This is a genomic window from Aeromonas sp. QDB14 (assembly GCF_027707845.1).
Lineage (GTDB): Bacteria > Pseudomonadota > Gammaproteobacteria > Enterobacterales > Aeromonadaceae > Aeromonas > Aeromonas caviae.
In genome coordinates this window covers 45,322-64,756 of sequence record NZ_JAPCJD010000022.1, presented here as the reverse complement: position 1 = coordinate 64,756, position 19,435 = coordinate 45,322, and the positions used below count along the sequence as shown (strand labels likewise).

Sequence of the window (19,435 nt, the reverse complement as noted above, 5' to 3'; positions counted from 1 at the left end):
CGCCGGGGGGCGGAGGGGCCTGGGTGGTGGTGGGGTTTTGTCGGTGTGCATGCTGAGTACGGGATCCCGGGTCGCCGCCGAGCTCGGCGCCCAGAATGGCCATTGCCGGCGGCCGGGCGGGTGATCCGGTGCTCCTCGGGCCGCCGACGAGCTCAGGGCCCAGGGTGGCCACTGCCGGTGGCCGGGCAGGTGAACCGGTGCTGCAGGTGGCCCCGGGCCGCCGCGGGTTCGGCGCCTAGGGTGGCCACCGGCGGTGGGTGGGTGATCCGGTGGGGAGGTGGACCTTCGGGCCGGCGCCGGGATCCGGTGCCCTGGGTCGTCGACGAGCTTGGGGCCCAGGGTGGCCACTGCCGGCCGCCGGGTGGGTGATCCGGTGGGCCCCCGGCCGGTGCCGGGGAGCGGAGGGGCCTGGGTGGTGGCGGGGTTTTGTCGGTGTGCATGCTGAGTAAGGGAGCCCGGGTCGCCGCCGAGCTCGGCGCCCAAGGTGGCCACCGGTGGCGGTACGGTGTCCAGCTGGCCGATGGCTGTGCCGGTACGCAGTGGGCCCCCGGGCCGGAGTGGGTTCGGTGTTATGGGAGGTCCGAGAGGTGAAGCGGGTCCGATGCGCAGTGGGGGCCCGCGGGTCGGTGCCGAGATCCGGTGCCCCGGGTCTCCGATGAGCTTGGCGCCTATGGTGGCTAACGGTGGTGGGTGGGTGATCCGGTTCTGCAGGTGGCCCCGGGCCCTCGGGCCGGGGCCGGGATCTGGTACCCTGGGTCACCGCCGAGCTCGGCGACCAGGGTGGCCACCGGTGGCGGAGCCGGTACGCAGTGGGCCCCCGGGCCGGCACCGGGATCTGGTGCCCCGGGTCGCCGCTGAGCTCGGGGCCCTGGGTGGTCAGCGGCGGCGGGCGGGTGATCTGGTGCCCTCATGGTCCCGTTTTTCCTCTTACTCAGAATCGAGTGACTTGACCAGGGAGCGGGACGGGCACCACATTTGTTTTCCCGCTGATGCCCCGGTTGTCCGCTCCACGACCCAGCCCTCACCTTCTCGCTCAATAAGGCGGACGGTATTGCCGCTCTTGGCAAAAATTCTCACATCACCCGTTTTCAGATCATCCATGGCCATCACAAACTTCCCTTTACTTGCTGATCTCTCGAACCCGCGCTTCCATGTCGATTTTTCTCTATTATCCATTCAGGATCTTGTCCCATGTTTTTTGGCGCTTTGTGAGCTGATCGGCGATCTCTACTGTGGTTTTTCCGCTCCCCTTGCAAATTGAGCAGGTATCCAGCGAGAAACTACCTCGCTGTTCTGTAGTGGGGTTGAGAAACACCACTTCCTTTCCTCTACCCTTACAAGATGGGCATTCAACTTGGGCCATGCTGTGGTACTCCTTACATTCTGATCCCCGCCGATAAGTGCGATGGATAAGGCCGCACAATCACTGTGCGGCCTTCTAATCATTTCGCCATTATTCCAAGCAAGTACCCTGTAATGCCAGAGCTGATTATGGCTATCAGCCAGGGGGTGCATGAAACGACATTCAGTTTACTTTCCCTCACCTTCAATTCAGAGCGAGCTATGAATTCGAGTTCACTCCTCATCGCATCGAGAGTGGAACGATGCAAACGAATAAATCGTTCATTCTCTTCATCTAGTCGCCCTAGCATGACCCCGAAGCGTGTTGCTGCATCATGGATCTCTTGCCTCTCGCGGGACAGCCACCTTAATAGCGACTCAATCCTTCCAAACAGTTCATGGTTACGCTCCACCTCCCCTTGCAGGCGGCTGGCTGCTTGAATCGCTTCGTACACATCACCAAGCATTGATGCAAAGATTGCCTGGTAATGTTCTGCCGGCAACACGCCCCCCTTCAGCGATAGGGCCTCCGGTTGTCCGGGGGGAGTCATTAAGCAGCCCGCTTGAGACGCAAATCTCTCCAGACAACGTTGAGCTTTTCAAGGAGTGGAATACAGCACATACGAAGAGTGTGCATGGAAGTAAGCTCTTCTATCTTGCCGGTATCGAGCTCCCCCCCCTCGGCACGCGCCTTCATAACAAGCTCCTTCGCCTCACCCTTATAATCCCGAGTATCAGCAACCACAGTAGCGAGGCTCAGCCCTTGACGCGAGAGCATTTCAAACGCAGGGTTTTCTTCGACTGCCCACTTGAAGTCAGTTTCCACTTTGGTGTGCTTCTTCATGTATGACACGAAGCCCGAGAACTGCTCGAAGGAGAAGAATGTGGCCGGGATTTTGTTGAAAATAGGGCGAATCCGAGCCGGATCTACTCCAATTTCCAACAGTGTGTTGATGGTTTCTGCCGCCTCTTCCTGGCAACGCTTCTCCGGTGTGAGGGGGACAAAGTAGTAGTCGAACTCTTGGCAAGAGTTACTGAACTTGCGAAGTCCATCGATGAAGAACCGGACGTTGCTCATACCCACATCGATGATGGCTTCATCCTCTACCATGATGCAATTCATCAGATTAGAGAATTGGCCACCGTTCATTGTGGTTACGTCAACACCAAGTGCATCAGCTGCCTGGTTCATATCCTCAATCGAGAAGAGCTGTGCGGCGGGCATCATGGTTTTCAACCAGTGGGCAGACAGAACGGTTTTACCCACAAATCCTGTTTTAGATACTACAACGATTTTCATTATGTTATTCCTTAATATTCAGAGTGTTACCTTTCCAGCCCACACATCAACAACAGCCGGCGATTCCGCCTTATCGGTTGTGGAAGAAGGTTGTTGCTCGGCTACATGGCTACGCTGTACGGCGGCAGGAGCCTTAATGGGTTCGAGAGGGGCTTGTGGCATCGAATTACGGTTTGCCAATCCTTTCTGTCGACGTTTTACGAAGGCGTTAATTGCAGACCTTGTTATCTCAATGTTGTACTTCTCCTCTAGGTACTCACGGATCACCTCAAGCGAATGCTTTCCCCTCAGCTCCAGGATTTCGACTGTGTAGGGCTCGAGTTTCGATGCGCCTTTTCTGCTTGGTAACATAAGGTCCTCGCTAAGAGATGCTGTCTAAGTGCCAAGGGTAGGTTGCATTTGTGCTCATTTTTGCGCTTACCCGTTGTCAACGCTTTGCATCATAAACGAATCACATTTGATGCAAGTCGTATCACCGTTGAGCTACCTGCGTAGCGCCTTTGAACTACTGTCGTAGTCGCTTTGTATCACCCGTGGGTCGAAAAATGACCGTGTTTGGCCACGATGCTGATTTGCTGATGCAGCTATTTCTGCCGATTAATCATGCCGCTGATGAAAGAATGTGATCGGCTATCTGATGTGCATTTAGCTTTGGTTGGCCGGATATCGCTGAGGGAAGAACTAGCGCCTTCAGTTGCGCCTGGAGCCAAAAAATAGACAAACCCATAATTCCTGAATTATCATCCAAAAATCTAAAAACATGGAATTGAGGGGGATTGTTGAATGAGCAGTGTATTGGCAAGGCAGCAACGCCTGGTTGGCTTCGAAAAACTCCGCGGCCAAGCAAGAATGCTGTTGGGTTACATAGCCGATGTGAAGCAAGACCGCCGGGACACTTCCATTGAGGACGGGTATCAAAGTGCGGTTTACACAATGTACCAGGTGCAACGTTTACCTGAAATGACTCGAGCCAGGGTTGAAGGGGCTATCAAGGTGTTGCGGGAAGGTGGTCGAGAGTTCAGCCGGCTACCCGCAGAGAAAAACGCACTCCAACCACACACATTTTCTCATGCCGATGTTCGGGCGATTTATAAGGCTGCAGGTCAGCGTTCGTTTGCCGAGATCAAGTCCACTCTAGGCTCCGATACTCTCGCCAAGGTTGTTGCTTGCCTCAACCTCAAGGGAGGGGTCGGCAAAACCACATCGACTGTCACCATCGCGACCGGTTTGGTTCATCATCGCAACCTGATCCGCCATCAATTGCGGGTAGCGGTCATCGACATGGATCCTCAGGGGTCAACTTCCGTGGCTTTTGGATTCGCCGGGCTTGGTAAAGAGCCACAACATTCTGCAATCGAAGCCATTGCCACCAGGGCTACACCTGAAACGGTAAGGTCCTGGATGCTGCCTACTTCTAGCGATGGGCTATTTGTCATGCCAGCGGGAACTGCAGATGGATTCTTTTCACTGCAGGCATACCAACACGCCGCAGATACCGGCATCAACATGACCGAATTGCTGACAAAATATGTCATAGATCCGATTCGTGATCACTACGACCTCATCTTACTTGATGCGGGACCTCACCTTGATGCGGCCTTGATTAACACCTTGCAAGCGAGTGACAGCTTGTTTGTTGCTATTGGCCTCGACCCGCTGGAGTTTGACTCGAGCTTGAAATTCCTCGAGTCCATTCATGGGTTGTTGGCGAACATTCCCTCCCCAAACCTTGATCCCGCATCCGTGTGGCTTCTGGGCAGTAAATTTGACGGCACCAATCCACAGCATCTGGATAACTACATGATGCTCAAGAACCTTGAACCTGCGAAGTTGTTTGTCAACAGGATGGAGCAACTGAGGCCATTCTCTTCTGTCACTGAAGATGGCCGCACCGTATTCACCATCCAACCGAAACATTATGCAGGAGATACCAGGTCACTCAGACGCGCCCAGAACGTTGCGGAGAACGTTGTGGCTGAGTTTTTCTCTAACATTCTTGAGGTAGCAAACTGATGAATAAAAAGCGCACGCCAATGAGCGAAGGCCTAGCGGCCCACATTGCTACATCAGCAGCCGCGCAGTCCATATCAAGCGGTGTGTTCAGCATGCCTGAGGATGTGGCTGGGGGATTTCAGGATGCAGAAGAAGCATTGGCCAGTAAGATTCGTTCGACCGGTGCTTTCCGGGTTATACGCCTGAAAAGCGGGCGCCTCGTGCGGCTGACGTCTGTCTATATCCCCTCTGCACATGTTGAGGAGCTAACCTACATCCACGAAGCGAACATTCGCTCCAAGTCGGGAGTGACTGAAGATACTGTAGATGACCTGATCGGCTCAGTTCGCTCTGGTGGTGTCGTAATGGAGGTGTTGGCAGTACGAGGGGCAGATACCAGGTACGGGATATTTGACGGTCAGCGTCGCCGATACTGTGCGTTGTTGGCGGAAAAAGGCTTGCCCATAGCTTACACCGACGAAACAGAGGATCTGAGCATGGCTGAGCTACGCGAGCTCAGTCGAATTGCTAACCTCACTCGACCCAACTCGCTTTATGATAAAGGGCTGCATTATGCCCGGGTGATGAAAGATGAAGGGCTGGATGTACTCAAGGTAGCATCGTTATTCGGGGTGCATGAGTCAGAAGTCCGCGCTTCACAGTGGGCACTTGAGATTCCGCTGCCACTCTATGAACTGCTACCGGATGGAACTGGCACTGGACGCCCAACAATACTGAATCTGCGCAGAACCCTAAAGCTACTCACGAAGGGACAAGTTGAAGCCCTGATATTATGGGCCCAGGGTAAAGAACCATACCCCTCAGCACCGAAAGCACTGGCCGACATTGCCGCACAAGCTACAGAACTTGCGGGTGAAAAGCCGGAAAAGCGTACCAATGTGAATGTGATTGCCGGGATCGCGGTGAAGCAAAAAAAGGGTAATACTTTCGAGTTGACCCTACCAGACGAGATCTCCAGTCAGCAACTGTTCGATCTCCTTGCCATGCTCAAAATGTGAGGATCAAGCTGGGCATGGGAGCAACAGCATCAATAGGGTTTCACCAACATGCCAGAAAATAAAAACCGCCTGAAGGCGGTTTTTATTTGTTGTTGTGTTCATGGAATTCAGAGACTCTGCGGAGAGTATCCGAATGATGACCACACTTTTTCGTCAATGGGCATGGGGTCAACTGATAACCGGTGAACGTCGAAAAACGCTCCGTGGGAATCAAGGCCGCCATGCCGGAACATGTTCCACATGAGTTGGCCCACAACCCGGGCAGCCGTTGAGTTAACCCCGAAATCTTGTTTGGCGACGGCCTCCGCTGATGAGCAGCTCTTGGATAGGTCATCCACCATCACCTCATACTGCCCCGCAAACAAGTCGTAGGCTGTCGGCAACCCAGCCCCCCCTAAAACTACCTGCCCCGTCTTGTTATCGTTGCCAGCATCAATCCAGAGGCGGTTTGATTTGCTCAATGTTGCAAACTTCGACCCGAATTGTACACGAAAACTAGGCTTGTCCACTGCTGTGATAAATACGGTTGGACGGCGGCGATTAAGGAGTTCCTGACCCACCTCATAGTCTCCCCTAGCCTCCCAAGCGAAACCGTTATAGCAACGCTCCGCATCGACTAAGGCTTGTGCTTTGGGGAGCCCCAGGTCTGCCGCATGGAACCTCTGGCGACCTAAATTAGCTTCACGAACTGGAGAGCCATCATAGGCAGTCACACTGATACCGGGATGACCAAGACGGGTCAAGAGATCATGTAACATTGACAGCTCGCCCATGACAAAACTGCCAGTCCCTCCACACCCAATTAGCACAACATCCACTTCCTGAGACAAATACTCGATGGGGGTTTTCCACTTCATCGCCCTGCTCCTTTTCTCAACTTTCGCAATTATCCCCTTCTTTATCGTGATGCAACCTGTTCAATCCAATCACCGAGATAGCCTATTCTCGTCATCTGGGATGCAGTTATTGTTGGGATTACGCCGGTCTTTCTCCGCTCTACGTCCATCCCGACCCAAAACGCGGTTGGTGTAGAGCCATCGGCTACCGCTTGGGAGTTGTTACTGTGAGTTTTAAGTGCGTCGTACATGCAAGCCTCAATCTCCGGCAAGGTCGAGAAATCAATTTCTCGGGGCAACGTTGCACTTCCAAGGCAAAACCCTCCTCCGTGGTAGCAGTTGGGCATAGGAACATCGTAGACATGGTTCTCGGGTGTAGGGCGTTCGTCGGTGTCCAAAGCGGCTACAGATAGCCGTGCCGACCCTTTCTGGACATTGAACACTAGAGCTGGCCAAAGGATCTTGAAACCGCAACGCTCACCACCCACCTGTAACCATAACATCCCTTCCCGCGAGGGCTGATACCATGTAATCGCGCTTGGGCTACTGAGTAGCACGTTAGAGGGGATGAATTGGTAGTTGCCCTTCGTGTTACCCTGGGAGCGATCCAGAGAGCCTGTGAGGTCTGCCAACAGCTCATGAATAGTCTGCATTGACAGGGGTTCACCTAACCCGAGTTTGTCGTCAACGATGGCGTGTCGTGTAATGCCGGTTAGGTCTGCCATCTGCTCACTAGAGCTGGAAAATACGAGCGCAAGGCGGGGTAAAGTCTGTTTCTTCTGACAGGTATTATTTCTGACCACTTGCATGACCAGCTTCCTCTTTAACGTTGTTTCCTGCGACGTACACAGCGGCCATAATTGCAATGCTTCGCTGCCACGATTCCATGGCCATCAAAGTATCATCATTGATGTGGACGCAAACGCTAGAGGTACATAGATCCCCGTTCATGGCAAAGTCGTTGTGAGTGTTGTAGGCATCATCTGCAAGCTCCCTGCGCGGAAGTGCCTTTGTCTCAAAGGGGATTTTAAAGTCAATGGATATGTCAGACTCGTCTTGGTAGTCGAAAACCTCTTTCGAGACCCTATAGGTCGCCATTTCCCTTTCAATGATCGTCTGAGCCCCCAATAGGAAGGCACTCAGAGAGGTGTTATCTTCCACCTCGCGCAAGCGGCCAAACACAGCCGCAAGTCCCCCTTCAGCAGTTATCTCCTTTACTGACTGCTCGATTTCAGCCCAGCCAGCTTTCTGATGGCAATAATCAAAACAGCTCCACATGGCTGAGTATCCATCACCACCGAGTTCATCACTGGCATCATTTACCTTCATAAGAACAGATGTTGCCTCTGCTTTGCCACCGACCAGAAGCGCGAGTTTATCGAAAAAGTCGGGGGCTTCTGTTTCGAATCTGGGAGCTGAGTCTATCTTGGATAATTCACTTTCTGCCCGCTCCAGAACGCCGATGAACTCGTGAATTTGGGTGGCCTCCAAAGTCTCGGGTAACTCAAGATCGTAACACTCAGTCATCCAGTCGAGAGTGTATTCAAAGAAGGCATTGCTTGGGATGAACCCTACCAGTGGGAGTTGCGAGAACATGAGGTTTTGAAATGCTGCGAGGTAGTCGCTGGATACTGACGATGGAAATACCATGAATTCTAGATCTGAAAACAGCCGGAATCTTAATTGCTCGCTGGACTGACCGAACTCATTACCGTTTCGGTCGTTAACAAGGCCAAAACTAAAATCAAGAATCTGCTTACACGTTGAATAGCTATCGTCAAACTCTCCGGCCAATATTTCCCCACCCACGTTTATCAGTATCTCCCGCAGTTCGCGGGCACATGCCTCCCCTGCTCGCTCAGCTCGCGTAGATAGCTCTTGGCATACCACATGCGCAAGATCCTCAAAACGACTCAGGCGCTCTGCTAGAGTTTGTGCTGCCACCAAATAGGTCAGTTCCGTGGCCCCCCATCCGTTCTTGTGAGCCAACGTAACAACAGACTTCAACAGTGGTGCAATTTCCCCCAGAGAGTGAATAGATGATTGGAATCCATCTGTAGTCGAAAGCCCCGGTCTTGGTATCACAGCCCCACGCAGACGCAAGGATGGGGGTACTTGCAAACGTGCGCGATCCTGCCCTGTCAGCGAGGCCGGAACGCCCAACCGGATTGCAAATCCCGCTCGGTTGGTGCTCTCGCAACTTTCTGAGCAAACTGCACCCATTTCATTTTCTCCTTGGCAAATGCTTCTAGGTAATTTTGATCGGAAACTGGCTCTAACGGCTGTTCTGGTTCAGCCTCAATTACATCCAGCCATGCGGCTAGTTCATCATGAGTCGGCATGAAGGCACCTCCTATGCAGCCAGTATCTCTTAGATTGTTCAGACGCAAGATCAGCTCAAGCTCCCAAAAATACAGTGTATTTTTGTTGCTCTCTTGCGCCATCAATAACAAGTTGGAAACATAAATACACTGTATTTTTCGGCTGTCAGCTCACCGACGATAGCCCCCCATCAACTGTGATGGGTCACTCAAACCACCCCTAGAGGACTGATAGCTGGCGACTGAAATCTATGCACCAAAATGATAAAACCGCCTTGCGGCGGTTTTTGATCCCCTCCCCCCTCCAACATCTAACCGTTGGTTTTAACTGGGGGTATTAGAAATTCGTATTGCAATGTATTCCCAACCAGAAGGCCATCTGTCTCGTACAAGGTTGTCCAGCGCACCTGTGGGTAGGTGGCTGATAGGATCTGTTGTGCCGTTTCGAGTGGCAGGCCAGGAACAGGGTCATCTACGATAGCAGAGCCAATTTTAAAGGTTCGACGCAGTAAGTTGATGGTTTGCATATGGACTCCCCTTAGATACCCAAAGAGGACAAAATGTCTTGGTCAAAAAGTGCTTGGGTATCAACCTTCTCCTGAACTGCCCCTGCCCCTGCCCCTGCCCCTGCCCCTGCCCCTGCCCCTGCCCCTGCCCCTGCCCCTGCCCCTGCCCCTGCTGGAATAGCATCATCAGTGACTGGCTTTGTGGCTTCCCCCTTTTTCTTCTTCGGCTCAACTCCCTTGACCGCCGCTTGAGATACAGCTTTCTGCAATTGCTCAGTGATGCTGGGCTGGCGCAATGTCCCAGAGAGAGCTTGAGCATACTCGTCAAGGATCTCAGCTAAGCGAGTATCAATGTTACTTAGAGGTGCGGAAACGATAACCGGAGTTGTCAGGGCTGCACGATAGGCTTGTCCTCCCTCCTGATAGCCTGCCCCGGTAACATTGGCCGCAGGAGCCGAGAGAACGGGGATGATGATCACCTGTGTTAACTCTGCCGAGCCGGACACTTGAAGGTTGAACTGACTCACCCCGAGGCGAGTGGAAAGGCATTCAATCAGGGGCTGGAACATGGATATTTCTCCGGTCTGGTTCTTGATTCAGTGGACTTAGGTTAACCCGATACCGGCTGATGCAAGGGGCATAGCGATTAGCTTGCCCCCCAATAGAACGACATAATCAAGCTGTTAGATAACATCAAGCCTTTACTTGGGCTAACACCTGCAATGCAGTGATGTCAGTTTCAGAGCGCATGAGAACCGCACTATTCTGCTCCGAGGTGTCGATGGTCAGATTGACTATTGCGCCGGACAATCCGCGCAGAGCATCGACGAGATAACCGACATTGAAAATGGCCGATACTCTGTCTAAGCCTGACGGCATCTTACAGGGGACGATCTCGGTTGCCCCCTCGTCGCTCCCTTCGTTCTTCGAGCTGATAGTGATCTCCCCAGCTTGAACTTGGAAACGTACAGTTTGCTTGCGACCATCAGCAAGAATCTTGGCTCTCTCAAGGCATGAAATGAAATATTCCCTATCTACCCCTAGATCAGCCCAACCATGACCAGAGGGACTCGGGATAACACGCTGCCAGTTGGGGTACTTTCCTTCTAATAGGCTGAATTGTAGCCTCCAACCATATACCGGACAGATGATGGCAAGGCGTGAAGTATCAAAGAGAACTACCAGCTCACACCCCAATTTTGTCATTGAAATTATCTGCTGCACTTGTTGTTTAGGGATCAACAGCTGACGCCCCCGCACATCACCGCTAATACTGCTGATAGGGATCTCTCCTTTAGCCAGCCGCATTCCATCGGATGCCACAACTACGGCCCTCGTTTCGTCCAGCTCAACGCAAATGGAATTGAGCGTGTGTCGACAATCATTAGCCGGAACCATACGGTTTAGACGGGTCAGGGTGGGAATCAGATCGCTGCTTTGGATGGAAAAACGAGAGGTGTTATTACAAATCTCTGGCTGTGGGAACTCGTCGGCTGACAAGCACACTAACTGGAATCGACTACGCCCTGCTTGAACAACGCCAGATAATTTATTGCCGTCAGAGCAAAACTTGACAGTTGCGATTGCATCAACGGGCATCGAGTGAACGATGGCATTGAATTTTGCCGCATCAACGCAGATAGAACCAGTGCCGTTGAACGAATCCATTCTCGTCATGCGGGTCGCAAAGAAACCACCATTTGTGGCTTGAACTGACAGAACACCGCTCTCTGCTATTTGCAGGAGAAGGTATTTATGAATCGGTGCAATGCTCCCTTTAGCATGAGCTGCAACGAAGGTGATTGCGTCGGTAAAAGATGAACTGGATTTAAAGGTAAATTCCATCATAACGGTTGTCTCCTTGGTGCGTGGAGTCAACTTACGCCGTAACTTGATAATGCAAGTGCCCATCAGGTAGGTCACCTTGCAAAAGTCCTCTGATGGGTTGGAGTAAGGGAAGAAAGAAAAACCTGAAATTGTACCGACTGGATGAACTGAGCATGTTGTCACCCTTGCGCATCCTAGCGGAGTACAACCCCGCTAGATGGCTCCCAGGAACAGGACATATTGTGAAATCCCCACAGGGGATCCTAAAGGGGTGTCCCCCGCCTGCTAGGCGGGGGAGGGGAGAGGGACTATTCGAACCCCTTAAGGTAAAAGCTGGGGGCGTAGCCTGACCAATCGAACGCAAAGGCTCCGACAGTCTTGATAAGGTCGCCTTTGCTCATACCGATAAGTTTTTTCAGTGCTTTGGAATCGTGGGCAGCTTCATAGGCAGTCAAGTAGCCGGACTCCTTCAAGATGAAGGTGATTGTATCTGTTGTGTAACTTTTCAGTCGCTCGGGTGTGGGAACCCATTGGGCTATAGCCTTCTCCTTAGCGTTAGGTGCGTGGGGGAGTGTTGCCATCATAACGTCCACCATGGGGCAGTAGCCGGTGCCGTCTAATCGCTCGACGATAAAGCTCATGGTACTGGCAATCTCGCTTCGCAACGCCTCAATACTTTTACTGCTATCAGCGATGGTATCCGGCAGGGCGCGTCCAAAGGTTGCTTTGCCAGCAACGGACAAAAGGCTCGACAAAACAACTGATAGTTGAAAACGCTGTGAAGCCTCAGCGTCGCTTCCCCACGCCTCAACGGCTGCGCGTCTAAGCATTATCTTGTGGTCTGCAACCACCGAACTACTCAAAGAGGTAGTGGGATCACTATCGGCAGCCTTTCTTTTAGGCACATTGGGAGCCTGCGTATTCCCTTCATCCTTTTGCAAGGGTTGGGCTGCGTTGGTGAGGGTGGGATCAATCCCTGCCGCCCAGTTCGCCTTTTCAGTGATTTCTGCAGCTTCCGCCACTGCATCACGGTGCTTAGAAACACACGTTTTGAAGCAATCTGGGTCGGTACATCGATCTTCGAGCACATCACCCGCGGTATCAATGCGGTCATCGAGCAATGCAACGCGCTTCGAGCAAGGTAAACAGCCATCAAACATCTGCTCTGCGCCAACCGTGTCATGGCTTACATGGTTAATCGAACCTTGGGATACTTCGGATAGTACAATGATGGTGCCGTAACGCTCGGCGAGTTCGTCCTTGCGGGCCGCAACCATAGCAGCAGTCTTTTGTTTAAAGCACACAAGATTCCGGCAAACAGCCCCGTCTACAACAGCGAACTCATTAAACAGGCTGGATTGTTGCTGACTGTTGTGAACGCAGGAGGCGCAATCTCCAACATCAAAACGCGCGGAGGAAATCGGTGCCGAAGCTTTACCAAGCAAGGCTTTGAGCGCATCTACGCTAAGGTTTTTCTCAGTAATTGAGGGCAACAGAGCGTTCTGCGCCTCAGCACTGATACCTGCGAGCAAATCGGCATGACGAAGTGAAACCAATTTTGCTGAGATTGCATCAAGCACTGCCGGAGTGCAGCGAGTAAGATGCAGTCGCTGTTTGAGGCGACCCAGTGACCAACCGAGTTGCTTGCGGGCTTCTTCGTAATCACCATTGCATAGAGCTAGTGCCGTTTGTGCTGCGTGGGCTTCATCAACCGGCCCCATGTCTTCCCGCTGCAGGTTCTCCATCATGCCAATGGCAACGCCTTCTGAGTCACTGCAATTGACGACAAGGGCGGGGATAGGGCAACCCACAATTTTAGCGGCATCCCAACGGCCATATCCTGCTAACAGCTCGAAAATACCTGCCATTTCTGGATGGGGGCGAACCGTCACCGATTGGATGATCCCGCGCAGCCTCACATCAGCGAGAAATTCCGTCCACTTGGCATTATTGCGGTTTCCGCGACGGACGTTGCCCCAGGGGGCTGCGACCACCTGATCAACAGTGAGCATCACCAAAGAATCATCCGTGCGATTGGAAGCGCCTTGTTTCAATGCGTTCATGTTCATAACCCTATTTTGGTTTCAATGGGGTTATGATCCCACGGCATCGGTCAATGCAAGGGAGGGCAAACCAATATTCAGAAGTTGGGGCTATCAAATAACAGACGAATGTCTTTCGTCAACGAACCCCCCACCTGTCAGCAGGGGCTACATCATTCCTCAAGCGGCCACTTGATGTGCTGAATGTATGGCAGAATCTGCCAACTCCTTTTCAAGTTGCCGCAAAAATGGGATCAGTTCATCAAGCTCTGCTTGGGCGCTGAATGGCTTCGCAGCCTCAATACGATAGTCGGTAGCGTTCTTTGTCCAAGTAGCCATTTGGGCTGTGGCTATGTTTGGTAAGCGCGGCAAGTTATCGACGAGCGCGACGAAGGCCGCCATCACAGCGTTAATGCTATTGCGCTCTACATTTCTCAGCTCGTAGTGATGACCGGAGGGGCCGCGAACTGTGAACTCGGTGGCGAAGCACAGTTTGGCGAAATATGGCTTTTCATAGACCAGAGTAGCCCCCCGGTAAGTAGCCATGTCGTGTTGACTGCCAATATCTGCACGGTAGTTCAGTCTGCTATATTTTGAACCGACAGCCGGGGCGGCGGTGGTTATGTTTAGACGATCTGTAGCCGTCGAATCCACCCCCATTTTTTCATATGTCACACCATCCACGGTAATCAACAACTCATCCGCGGTGGCCGCAATGTTTGCTGCATCGGCTCGAATCATCTGCATTTTGGCCGCCAAGGTTGCGACTCTTTGCTCAAGGGATTGTGCTTGGTCGTCCAATCTGACGTGATTCCGGAACCAGTTATTCCGGGCTGCCTCAAGCTTTCGCAGCTTTGCTTTGCCTTTGACATGAGCCAGGATTCGCGGGTCATCGGCTACGATGGCGCTTAACTCGGCATAATCAATCGCTTCATTTTGCTCTGTGTAGTGCCGGACGGAGCTATCGAGTTGACGGAACCGGCTGATAAAACGCTGCTTGGTGTTGAGTAATCCCAGTTGCCAAGCATCAAGACAGCGACGGGTGATTGGCACGACAATATCAATGGTGAACTCGGGATCATTCGCCCATAACAGGTTGCCTTGGCGCTCAATGCGGCCAGCTCGTTGAGCCAAATCACCGGGTCGATATGGGAGATCGAAGTGAACCAACGAAACCAAACGCCGGTTGATATTGAGCCCAGAGCCTGCCAATTCGGTAGAGCCTAGCAAAATTCGGATCTGCCCCTCATTCATCATGTCACGCAACGCTTCCTTTCTCGCGTCTGTCCGGTAATCGTGGATAACTGCGATCTCGTTGCGGGGGATGCCGCCCACAACCAATTTTTCTACCAGCTCATCGTAGAGGCTGAATGAACTGCCGACCATGGCGGTAAGTTCGAGTTCGTCTAGGCCTTCAATACGCTCTAACGCTTCTTCATCACCCTGTCTGGCAAGGTTGAAAATTGCCGCCCACTCTTTCGAAGCTCCGGCACGATGGCGAGCGGGAATGCTACGATCCATGAAGACCATCTGAGTACCGCGAACGCTAGTTGTACTTTGATATTTATCGAGCAGATAGCGCACTACGGTATTGATTTTGCTGTCCTGGTAGTCCGGTGCGTCTGGGTACACAAGCCGAGCATCGAGAGAGAGCATTCGCCCACGGTTGAGCAATTTTAGGGGGTTGTTCTCCCGGTTATCGACTCGAGAATATGCACTGACGATTTCAGCGAAGCCGTTTTCCTGGTGCTCATTGGGTTCAATCACCAATTCGATGATCTTGCCCCCCGTGAGGGGAGGGATAGCACTGCGGCCATCAGCTAGTTTTGGCAAGACATTTGGCAACTGCTCAGAAGTAACTACATCAGCGAAGCTTGAGTAGATAGCTTGAAGCTCTGTCAAATTTGTGAATGTACTAATGCGAGTTCTCATCTTGTAGCCACGCCCGGACGCCGCCAATTCATAATCTGTCACTGGCTGAGCGAAGACTGCACTGAATGCGTCAAAGTGGGTCAGCTTTGCTGACTGAGCAAAATCTTGGGACATCACTCGCAGATGTCGATGTGCTTCCACCACAGAGTTGAGGATTGGTGTTCCGGTAGCCTCAACATAACGACCACCGGCTCGCAGAACAGCACGGCTTTTGACAAATAGATCAAAGGCTCGCTTACTGCCTGATGCCTGGCCCATTCCGGCAACGCTTTGCAGGGATGAAGAATAGCTAAGGTTCTTACCGAATTGGCTCTCATCAATGATCAGAGTTGTGACCCTCAGGTCCGCAAAGTCGAGCATTTCATCAGTGTGTTTGTTCACAAGTTCTGCAAGGTCAGCTTCTTTGCGCTGGATCCGCGTCTGCATCCGGCGTACAGATAACCGCTCATGTTTCAGCTCCGACAAACACCGGTGAAGATCATCGATCTCTGCTTCCAACATTTCGACCAAGAGATCGTGAGGGGCTGGGATTAGCCCGAACACACTCAACGGAATGATGCATAGATCGAAGTCTGTCATTGCAAGGCGGGCTAAGGCTGTGCGGCGGGTGGTCGGGGTCATCATAGTTTTATCGAGCACAAAGATATTCATGCCTGGAAAAATGAACTGTGCGGCGGTGGCATGCTGCGCGACGAGGTGATTGGGAGCGACCAGCACTACACGCTCACATTTGTTAATGCGTCTTAGTTCGCTTGCCGCACCAATCATTGTGAACGTTTTTCCGGCGCCGACAGCGTGATCAATCAAAGTGCACGACTCATGAATGATCCGAGCAATGGCGTTTCTCTGTGTGTGATATAGGTCAACTGCACTACCAGCTAAAGGCAAGTGTGAGCCATTGTATTTCGGGGCAACAAAGCCGTTGAAATGTGCGTTGTAAGCAAGCTCAATATCGTTGCGGCGTTCGGCATCATCCAGCACCCACGACTCCCAAGCCGCCTTAATTTCCTCTGCTTTGTGCTGGGCGGCCATTGTTTCGTCCGGGTTCGGAACAGTCGTATTAGATATGCTCGGATGTGGATCGCGTACCTCAATGGTGCGATTGTTCAAAAGCGCAATGATCAAGGAGGTCATGTCGCGGCGCTGCGTACCCCATTCAGAAGTTAAGACGGTCTGAGGGAGAGAGTCATGCGAAACATGATACTCGTTGTCGATAAGGGTAACTTGTGCTTTCAATTTTGGATGACCGACCAGATGGCGGATAAAATCGGCGTGGAAATGGTTAGGCAGCCAACGGGAGTTCATCGGTGCAAAAATGTCTACCGCCTTGATGGGTGAGGGCATTACTCGCTGCAGGTTGGCAACATTGATAGCAAACAGAGGGTCGGATTCGGCCGCCCCTTGTGCAGCCTCAATCTTGCTGGGGATGTAACCTGAAAGGTACTTTGCCGCAATGACCAGCTTGCCACTTTCGGGGTCGGCAAATGCCAGAGATTGTTCGGCCAACTGATGCAAAAGTTCTCGATCTGTTCCTTTAAAGCGGACCAGATCCCGAACGTATGAAAGATCGACCTCACCCTTGTAGCTCACGGAGATTAGAACGGCGTCGGCAAGGTTCGCGGCATGGCTGGGAGTGATCAATGGGGTGATTGCGCGGCGGGTGAACAAATTCCCCTTACTCCATTGCTCTTTACGCTCTGCGATGCCCTCTTTTTCGGCAACCGTGGCACTGATCGGCGCGATGTAGTCCAACTCGAGAGCTCGCAAGCGGTAATACCAGGGATCTTCCCCAAGAACGGATTTGTTCTTGGAAGCGTGGAACGGACCGAAGTCGGCAGTAAAGCGGTCATAGGTCGCATTGAGATCAGCCCTAAGAGCTCGCAAGTTGGCGTCTGGCTGATTGCCCTGCTCTGCGTTGATGAGTGATGCCAACACCCTCTTAACTCTCAGCATGGCCGTTACACGTAGCCTATCTTTGGCTGATTTAAACTCGCACTGTTGGAACGTGGGCATCTTAACCCCGTTTTCATCAACATGATCTGCCACTCGACGCATCAGCTCACCCGCCGGAGTTTGGCAAAATTCATATGGTCCAACATCGTCCATACCTGCGGGGGCAGAAACGACACCTTTCCTTGCAACCGGAGCAGTAGACTTACGGAAAAACAAAGGGTTGGAGGTCTGGATATCGAGGATTTCAGTTACAACACTCGCAAGATCACGGCCAGGATCTGCAACGTTGCAAGACACATTGAAGGTGCCAGGTGCTGAGATTTTGCCGGCGACGAGTTCAGGACGATCCACAAACAAGCGATTCACACGATATACCGAGCCTGCTTCGTCGTGGACCTCTACGGTGTCGATCCATGAAGGGTTTTCTTCCGGATGCTGGCAGGCTTGAAAGACCAGAATATCGGTAACAACGTTGGCCCCTTCACCCTTGAACACCGAATTTGGCAGACGACAGGCTGCAACCAAATTTCCCCGGGCCGAGAGAGATAGCCGCGCATCGCTATCTTTGGAGTCCATTACCCAGCTTGATACGACAACAGCCATAAGCCCGCCGTGGTGCAGTTCGCTCAACCCTCTAATCAGAAAGTAGGAATGTAGTGGGAGTGTGCCAAATGCTCTATCCCTGGCAGGAACAGAGCTGTATGGCGGGTTCCCAATAACTAAGGAAAAGTCGCCACTATACGGGAGCTTTACGTGCTCGAACGGCTGGTTGACATAGATCTTGGCTGCAGGATTCAATAAGCGGGCGATAGTCCCTGTCAGGCCATCCAGCTCAACAGCAAAGGATTTCATCGCTGAAAGAGTCGCCGGGCGACTCGCCAAGAAGTGACCGGACCCTGTAGCAAAATCGAGCAATGGACCGTCCTGCACACCAAGGCGTGCGACGGAACGATACATGGCATCGATAATCCATTCGGAGGTGTAATAGGAGGTCAATACAGATGCTTCCAACGCCGTGAATTCTGCTTGAGTGACAAGAGATTTCAATTCGGCATGCTGGGGGTGTTCTGGCTCAAAGAGTCCTGATAGTTGACCCCATCCGGCATACTGAGTAAGGACATCGCGCTCGACGTCAGATACAGCCAGCGAGCCATCAGCCAAACACCGCTTTACAATTTTGATCGCTTCAAGATTGTTCCTGATTTTTTGTGACACCGTTTTTGCGATGACGGTGGTTTTGTGCCCAGGAAGGGGAGGGCAAAACAAGTAATCAAGAAAAGCTGTTGCGTTCAAAAAGGACATTTATAGCACCCGTAGACGATTTTTTGCTTACGTCGATCATCCCTCAGATCTTCACAATGCAACTGGAGCCATGAGAGGACTGATGGCCTAATCCATTCCGTTAGCAAGTAGATCCAGGTTTGCAGGTATTCACAGGCGAGCCCGCCAGCCATGACCTCCTGAACACACGCCGAATACCGGCACTGAGTTGCCCCCAGTCCCAACCGATGTGTGGGTCACTGAGTTGGCCTGCACCATCGATGTGCTCGCGGCATCGTTCTGCAGAGCGGCGGCGCGGTGCTGCAAGTGGCCAGGATGTTCCCGCTGGTGCGCTGGGTCGAAGCTTTTGTCTGTGTGCATGCTGAATTGCGGTTCCGATTCTCCGGTGACGCTCAGGGCGGCCAGTGCCGGTGTGGGTGATCCGGTGCTGCGCCTGGCGGGCCGGTGCTGCAGGTGGCCCTCGGGCCGCCGACGAACTCGGGGGCCATGGTGGCCAGCGGCGGCGGGCGGGTGATCTGGTGCGGTGTCCGGCGGACCGGTACGCAGTTGGTCTCCGGGCCGGTGCCGGGATCTGGTGCCCTGGGTCGTCGAGGAGCTCGGCGCCCAGGGTGTCCAGCTGGCTGGTGCTGCAGTGGCCCCCGGGCCGCCGACGAACTCGGGGCCCATGGTGGCCACTGCCGCCACTGCCGAGGGGGATCTGATGCATTGTCCAGGTGGCCGGCGGACCGCTGCCGGGATCCGGTGCCCCGGGTCGGGTCGCTGCCGAGCTCGGCGCCCAGGGTGGCCAGCGGCGGCGAGTGGGTGATCTGGTGCGCGGTGGGTCCCCGGGCCGGTGTCGGGATCTGGTGCCTCGGGTCGCCGATGAGCTCGGCGCCCAGGGTGGCCAGCGGCGGCGGATGGGTGATCTGGTGCGCGGTGGGCCCTCGGGCCGGTGTCGGGACCTGGTGCCCCGGATCGCCGATGAGCTCGGCGCCCAGGGTGGCCAGCGGCGGCGGGTGGGTGATCCGGTGCCTCGGGTCGCCGATGAGCTCGGCGCCCAGGGTGGCCACCGGCGGCGGTTGGGTGATCTGGTGCGCAGTGGGCCC

Annotated in this window: 16 protein-coding genes; 2 read left to right on the top strand and 14 right to left on the bottom strand. The window is 53.3% G+C overall.

Annotated elements, in window-relative coordinates; all coding sequences use genetic code 11:
- Positions 1 to 927: 927 nt before the first annotated feature.
- The 5 genes from PG887_RS09730 to PG887_RS09710 all read right to left on the bottom strand — a co-directional run bounded on the left by PG887_RS09730 (position 928) and on the right by PG887_RS09710 (position 2,992).
- Positions 928 to 1,176, bottom strand: a complete 249-nt coding sequence (locus PG887_RS09730) for a hypothetical protein (protein ID WP_210538478.1) — start codon at positions 1,174 to 1,176, stop codon at positions 928 to 930.
- Entirely contained in the window at positions 1,169 to 1,363 is a 195-nt protein-coding gene (locus PG887_RS09725) for a hypothetical protein (RefSeq protein ID WP_210538479.1), read from the bottom strand. Before PG887_RS09725 ends, PG887_RS09730 begins: the two co-directional genes overlap by 8 nt.
- 79 nt (positions 1,364 to 1,442) lie before the next feature.
- Entirely contained in the window at positions 1,443 to 1,847 is a 405-nt protein-coding gene (locus tag PG887_RS09720) for a hypothetical protein (RefSeq protein ID WP_270821573.1), read from the bottom strand.
- Between the two features lie 44 nt (positions 1,848 to 1,891).
- Positions 1,892 to 2,641: a hypothetical protein gene (locus PG887_RS09715; protein WP_210538481.1), complete on the bottom strand. Its 750-nt coding sequence runs from the start codon at positions 2,639 to 2,641 to the stop codon at positions 1,892 to 1,894.
- A gap of 18 nt (positions 2,642 to 2,659) precedes the next feature.
- Positions 2,660 to 2,992 (bottom strand): hypothetical protein, encoded by a 333-nt coding sequence (locus tag PG887_RS09710; protein WP_210538482.1) that lies wholly within the window; start codon positions 2,990 to 2,992, stop codon positions 2,660 to 2,662.
- 432 nt (positions 2,993 to 3,424) lie between these two features.
- Here PG887_RS09710 and PG887_RS09705 point away from each other — a divergent pair, with 432 nt between their 5' ends.
- Positions 3,425 to 4,654 (top strand): ParA family protein, encoded by a 1,230-nt coding sequence (locus tag PG887_RS09705; RefSeq protein ID WP_210538483.1) that lies wholly within the window; start codon positions 3,425 to 3,427, stop codon positions 4,652 to 4,654.
- Positions 4,654 to 5,652, top strand: a complete 999-nt coding sequence (locus PG887_RS09700; RefSeq protein WP_210538484.1) for a ParB N-terminal domain-containing protein — start codon at positions 4,654 to 4,656, stop codon at positions 5,650 to 5,652. Before PG887_RS09705 ends, PG887_RS09700 begins: the two co-directional genes overlap by 1 nt.
- A 107-nt stretch (positions 5,653 to 5,759) precedes the next feature.
- Here PG887_RS09700 and PG887_RS09695 read toward each other — a convergent pair whose 3' ends face one another.
- From PG887_RS09695 to PG887_RS09655, 9 genes are all read right to left on the bottom strand, one after another.
- Positions 5,760 to 6,509, bottom strand: a complete 750-nt coding sequence (locus PG887_RS09695) for a PRTRC system ThiF family protein (protein ID WP_210538485.1) — start codon at positions 6,507 to 6,509, stop codon at positions 5,760 to 5,762.
- Between the two features lie 41 nt (positions 6,510 to 6,550).
- Positions 6,551 to 7,297: a hypothetical protein gene (locus PG887_RS09690; RefSeq protein WP_210538486.1), complete on the bottom strand. Its 747-nt coding sequence runs from the start codon at positions 7,295 to 7,297 to the stop codon at positions 6,551 to 6,553.
- Entirely contained in the window at positions 7,278 to 8,495 is a 1,218-nt protein-coding gene (locus PG887_RS09685; protein WP_210538487.1) for a hypothetical protein, read from the bottom strand. Before PG887_RS09685 ends, PG887_RS09690 begins: the two co-directional genes overlap by 20 nt.
- A 134-nt stretch (positions 8,496 to 8,629) precedes the next feature.
- Positions 8,630 to 8,932 (bottom strand): hypothetical protein, encoded by a 303-nt coding sequence (locus tag PG887_RS09680; RefSeq protein ID WP_236748011.1) that lies wholly within the window; start codon positions 8,930 to 8,932, stop codon positions 8,630 to 8,632.
- A gap of 188 nt (positions 8,933 to 9,120) precedes the next feature.
- A complete protein-coding gene (locus PG887_RS09675) occupies positions 9,121 to 9,336 on the bottom strand; it encodes a hypothetical protein (RefSeq protein ID WP_210538489.1) in 216 nt (71 codons plus the stop codon).
- Positions 9,337 to 9,347: 11 nt separating this feature from the next.
- The gene (locus tag PG887_RS09670) at positions 9,348 to 9,884 is read right to left on the bottom strand and encodes a hypothetical protein (RefSeq protein ID WP_216945331.1); all 537 of its coding nucleotides are present in this window, start codon (positions 9,882 to 9,884) and stop codon (positions 9,348 to 9,350) included.
- A 124-nt stretch (positions 9,885 to 10,008) separates the two neighbouring features.
- Positions 10,009 to 11,163 (bottom strand): DNA polymerase III subunit beta, encoded by a 1,155-nt coding sequence (locus PG887_RS09665; protein ID WP_210538612.1) that lies wholly within the window; start codon positions 11,161 to 11,163, stop codon positions 10,009 to 10,011.
- 287 nt (positions 11,164 to 11,450) lie between these two features.
- The gene (locus tag PG887_RS09660) at positions 11,451 to 13,205 is read right to left on the bottom strand and encodes a PRTRC system ParB family protein (RefSeq protein ID WP_210538611.1); all 1,755 of its coding nucleotides are present in this window, start codon (positions 13,203 to 13,205) and stop codon (positions 11,451 to 11,453) included.
- A gap of 159 nt (positions 13,206 to 13,364) precedes the next feature.
- Entirely contained in the window at positions 13,365 to 18,371 is a 5,007-nt protein-coding gene (locus tag PG887_RS09655) for a helicase-related protein (protein ID WP_210538610.1), read from the bottom strand.
- Positions 18,372 to 19,435 lie beyond the last annotated feature (1,064 nt).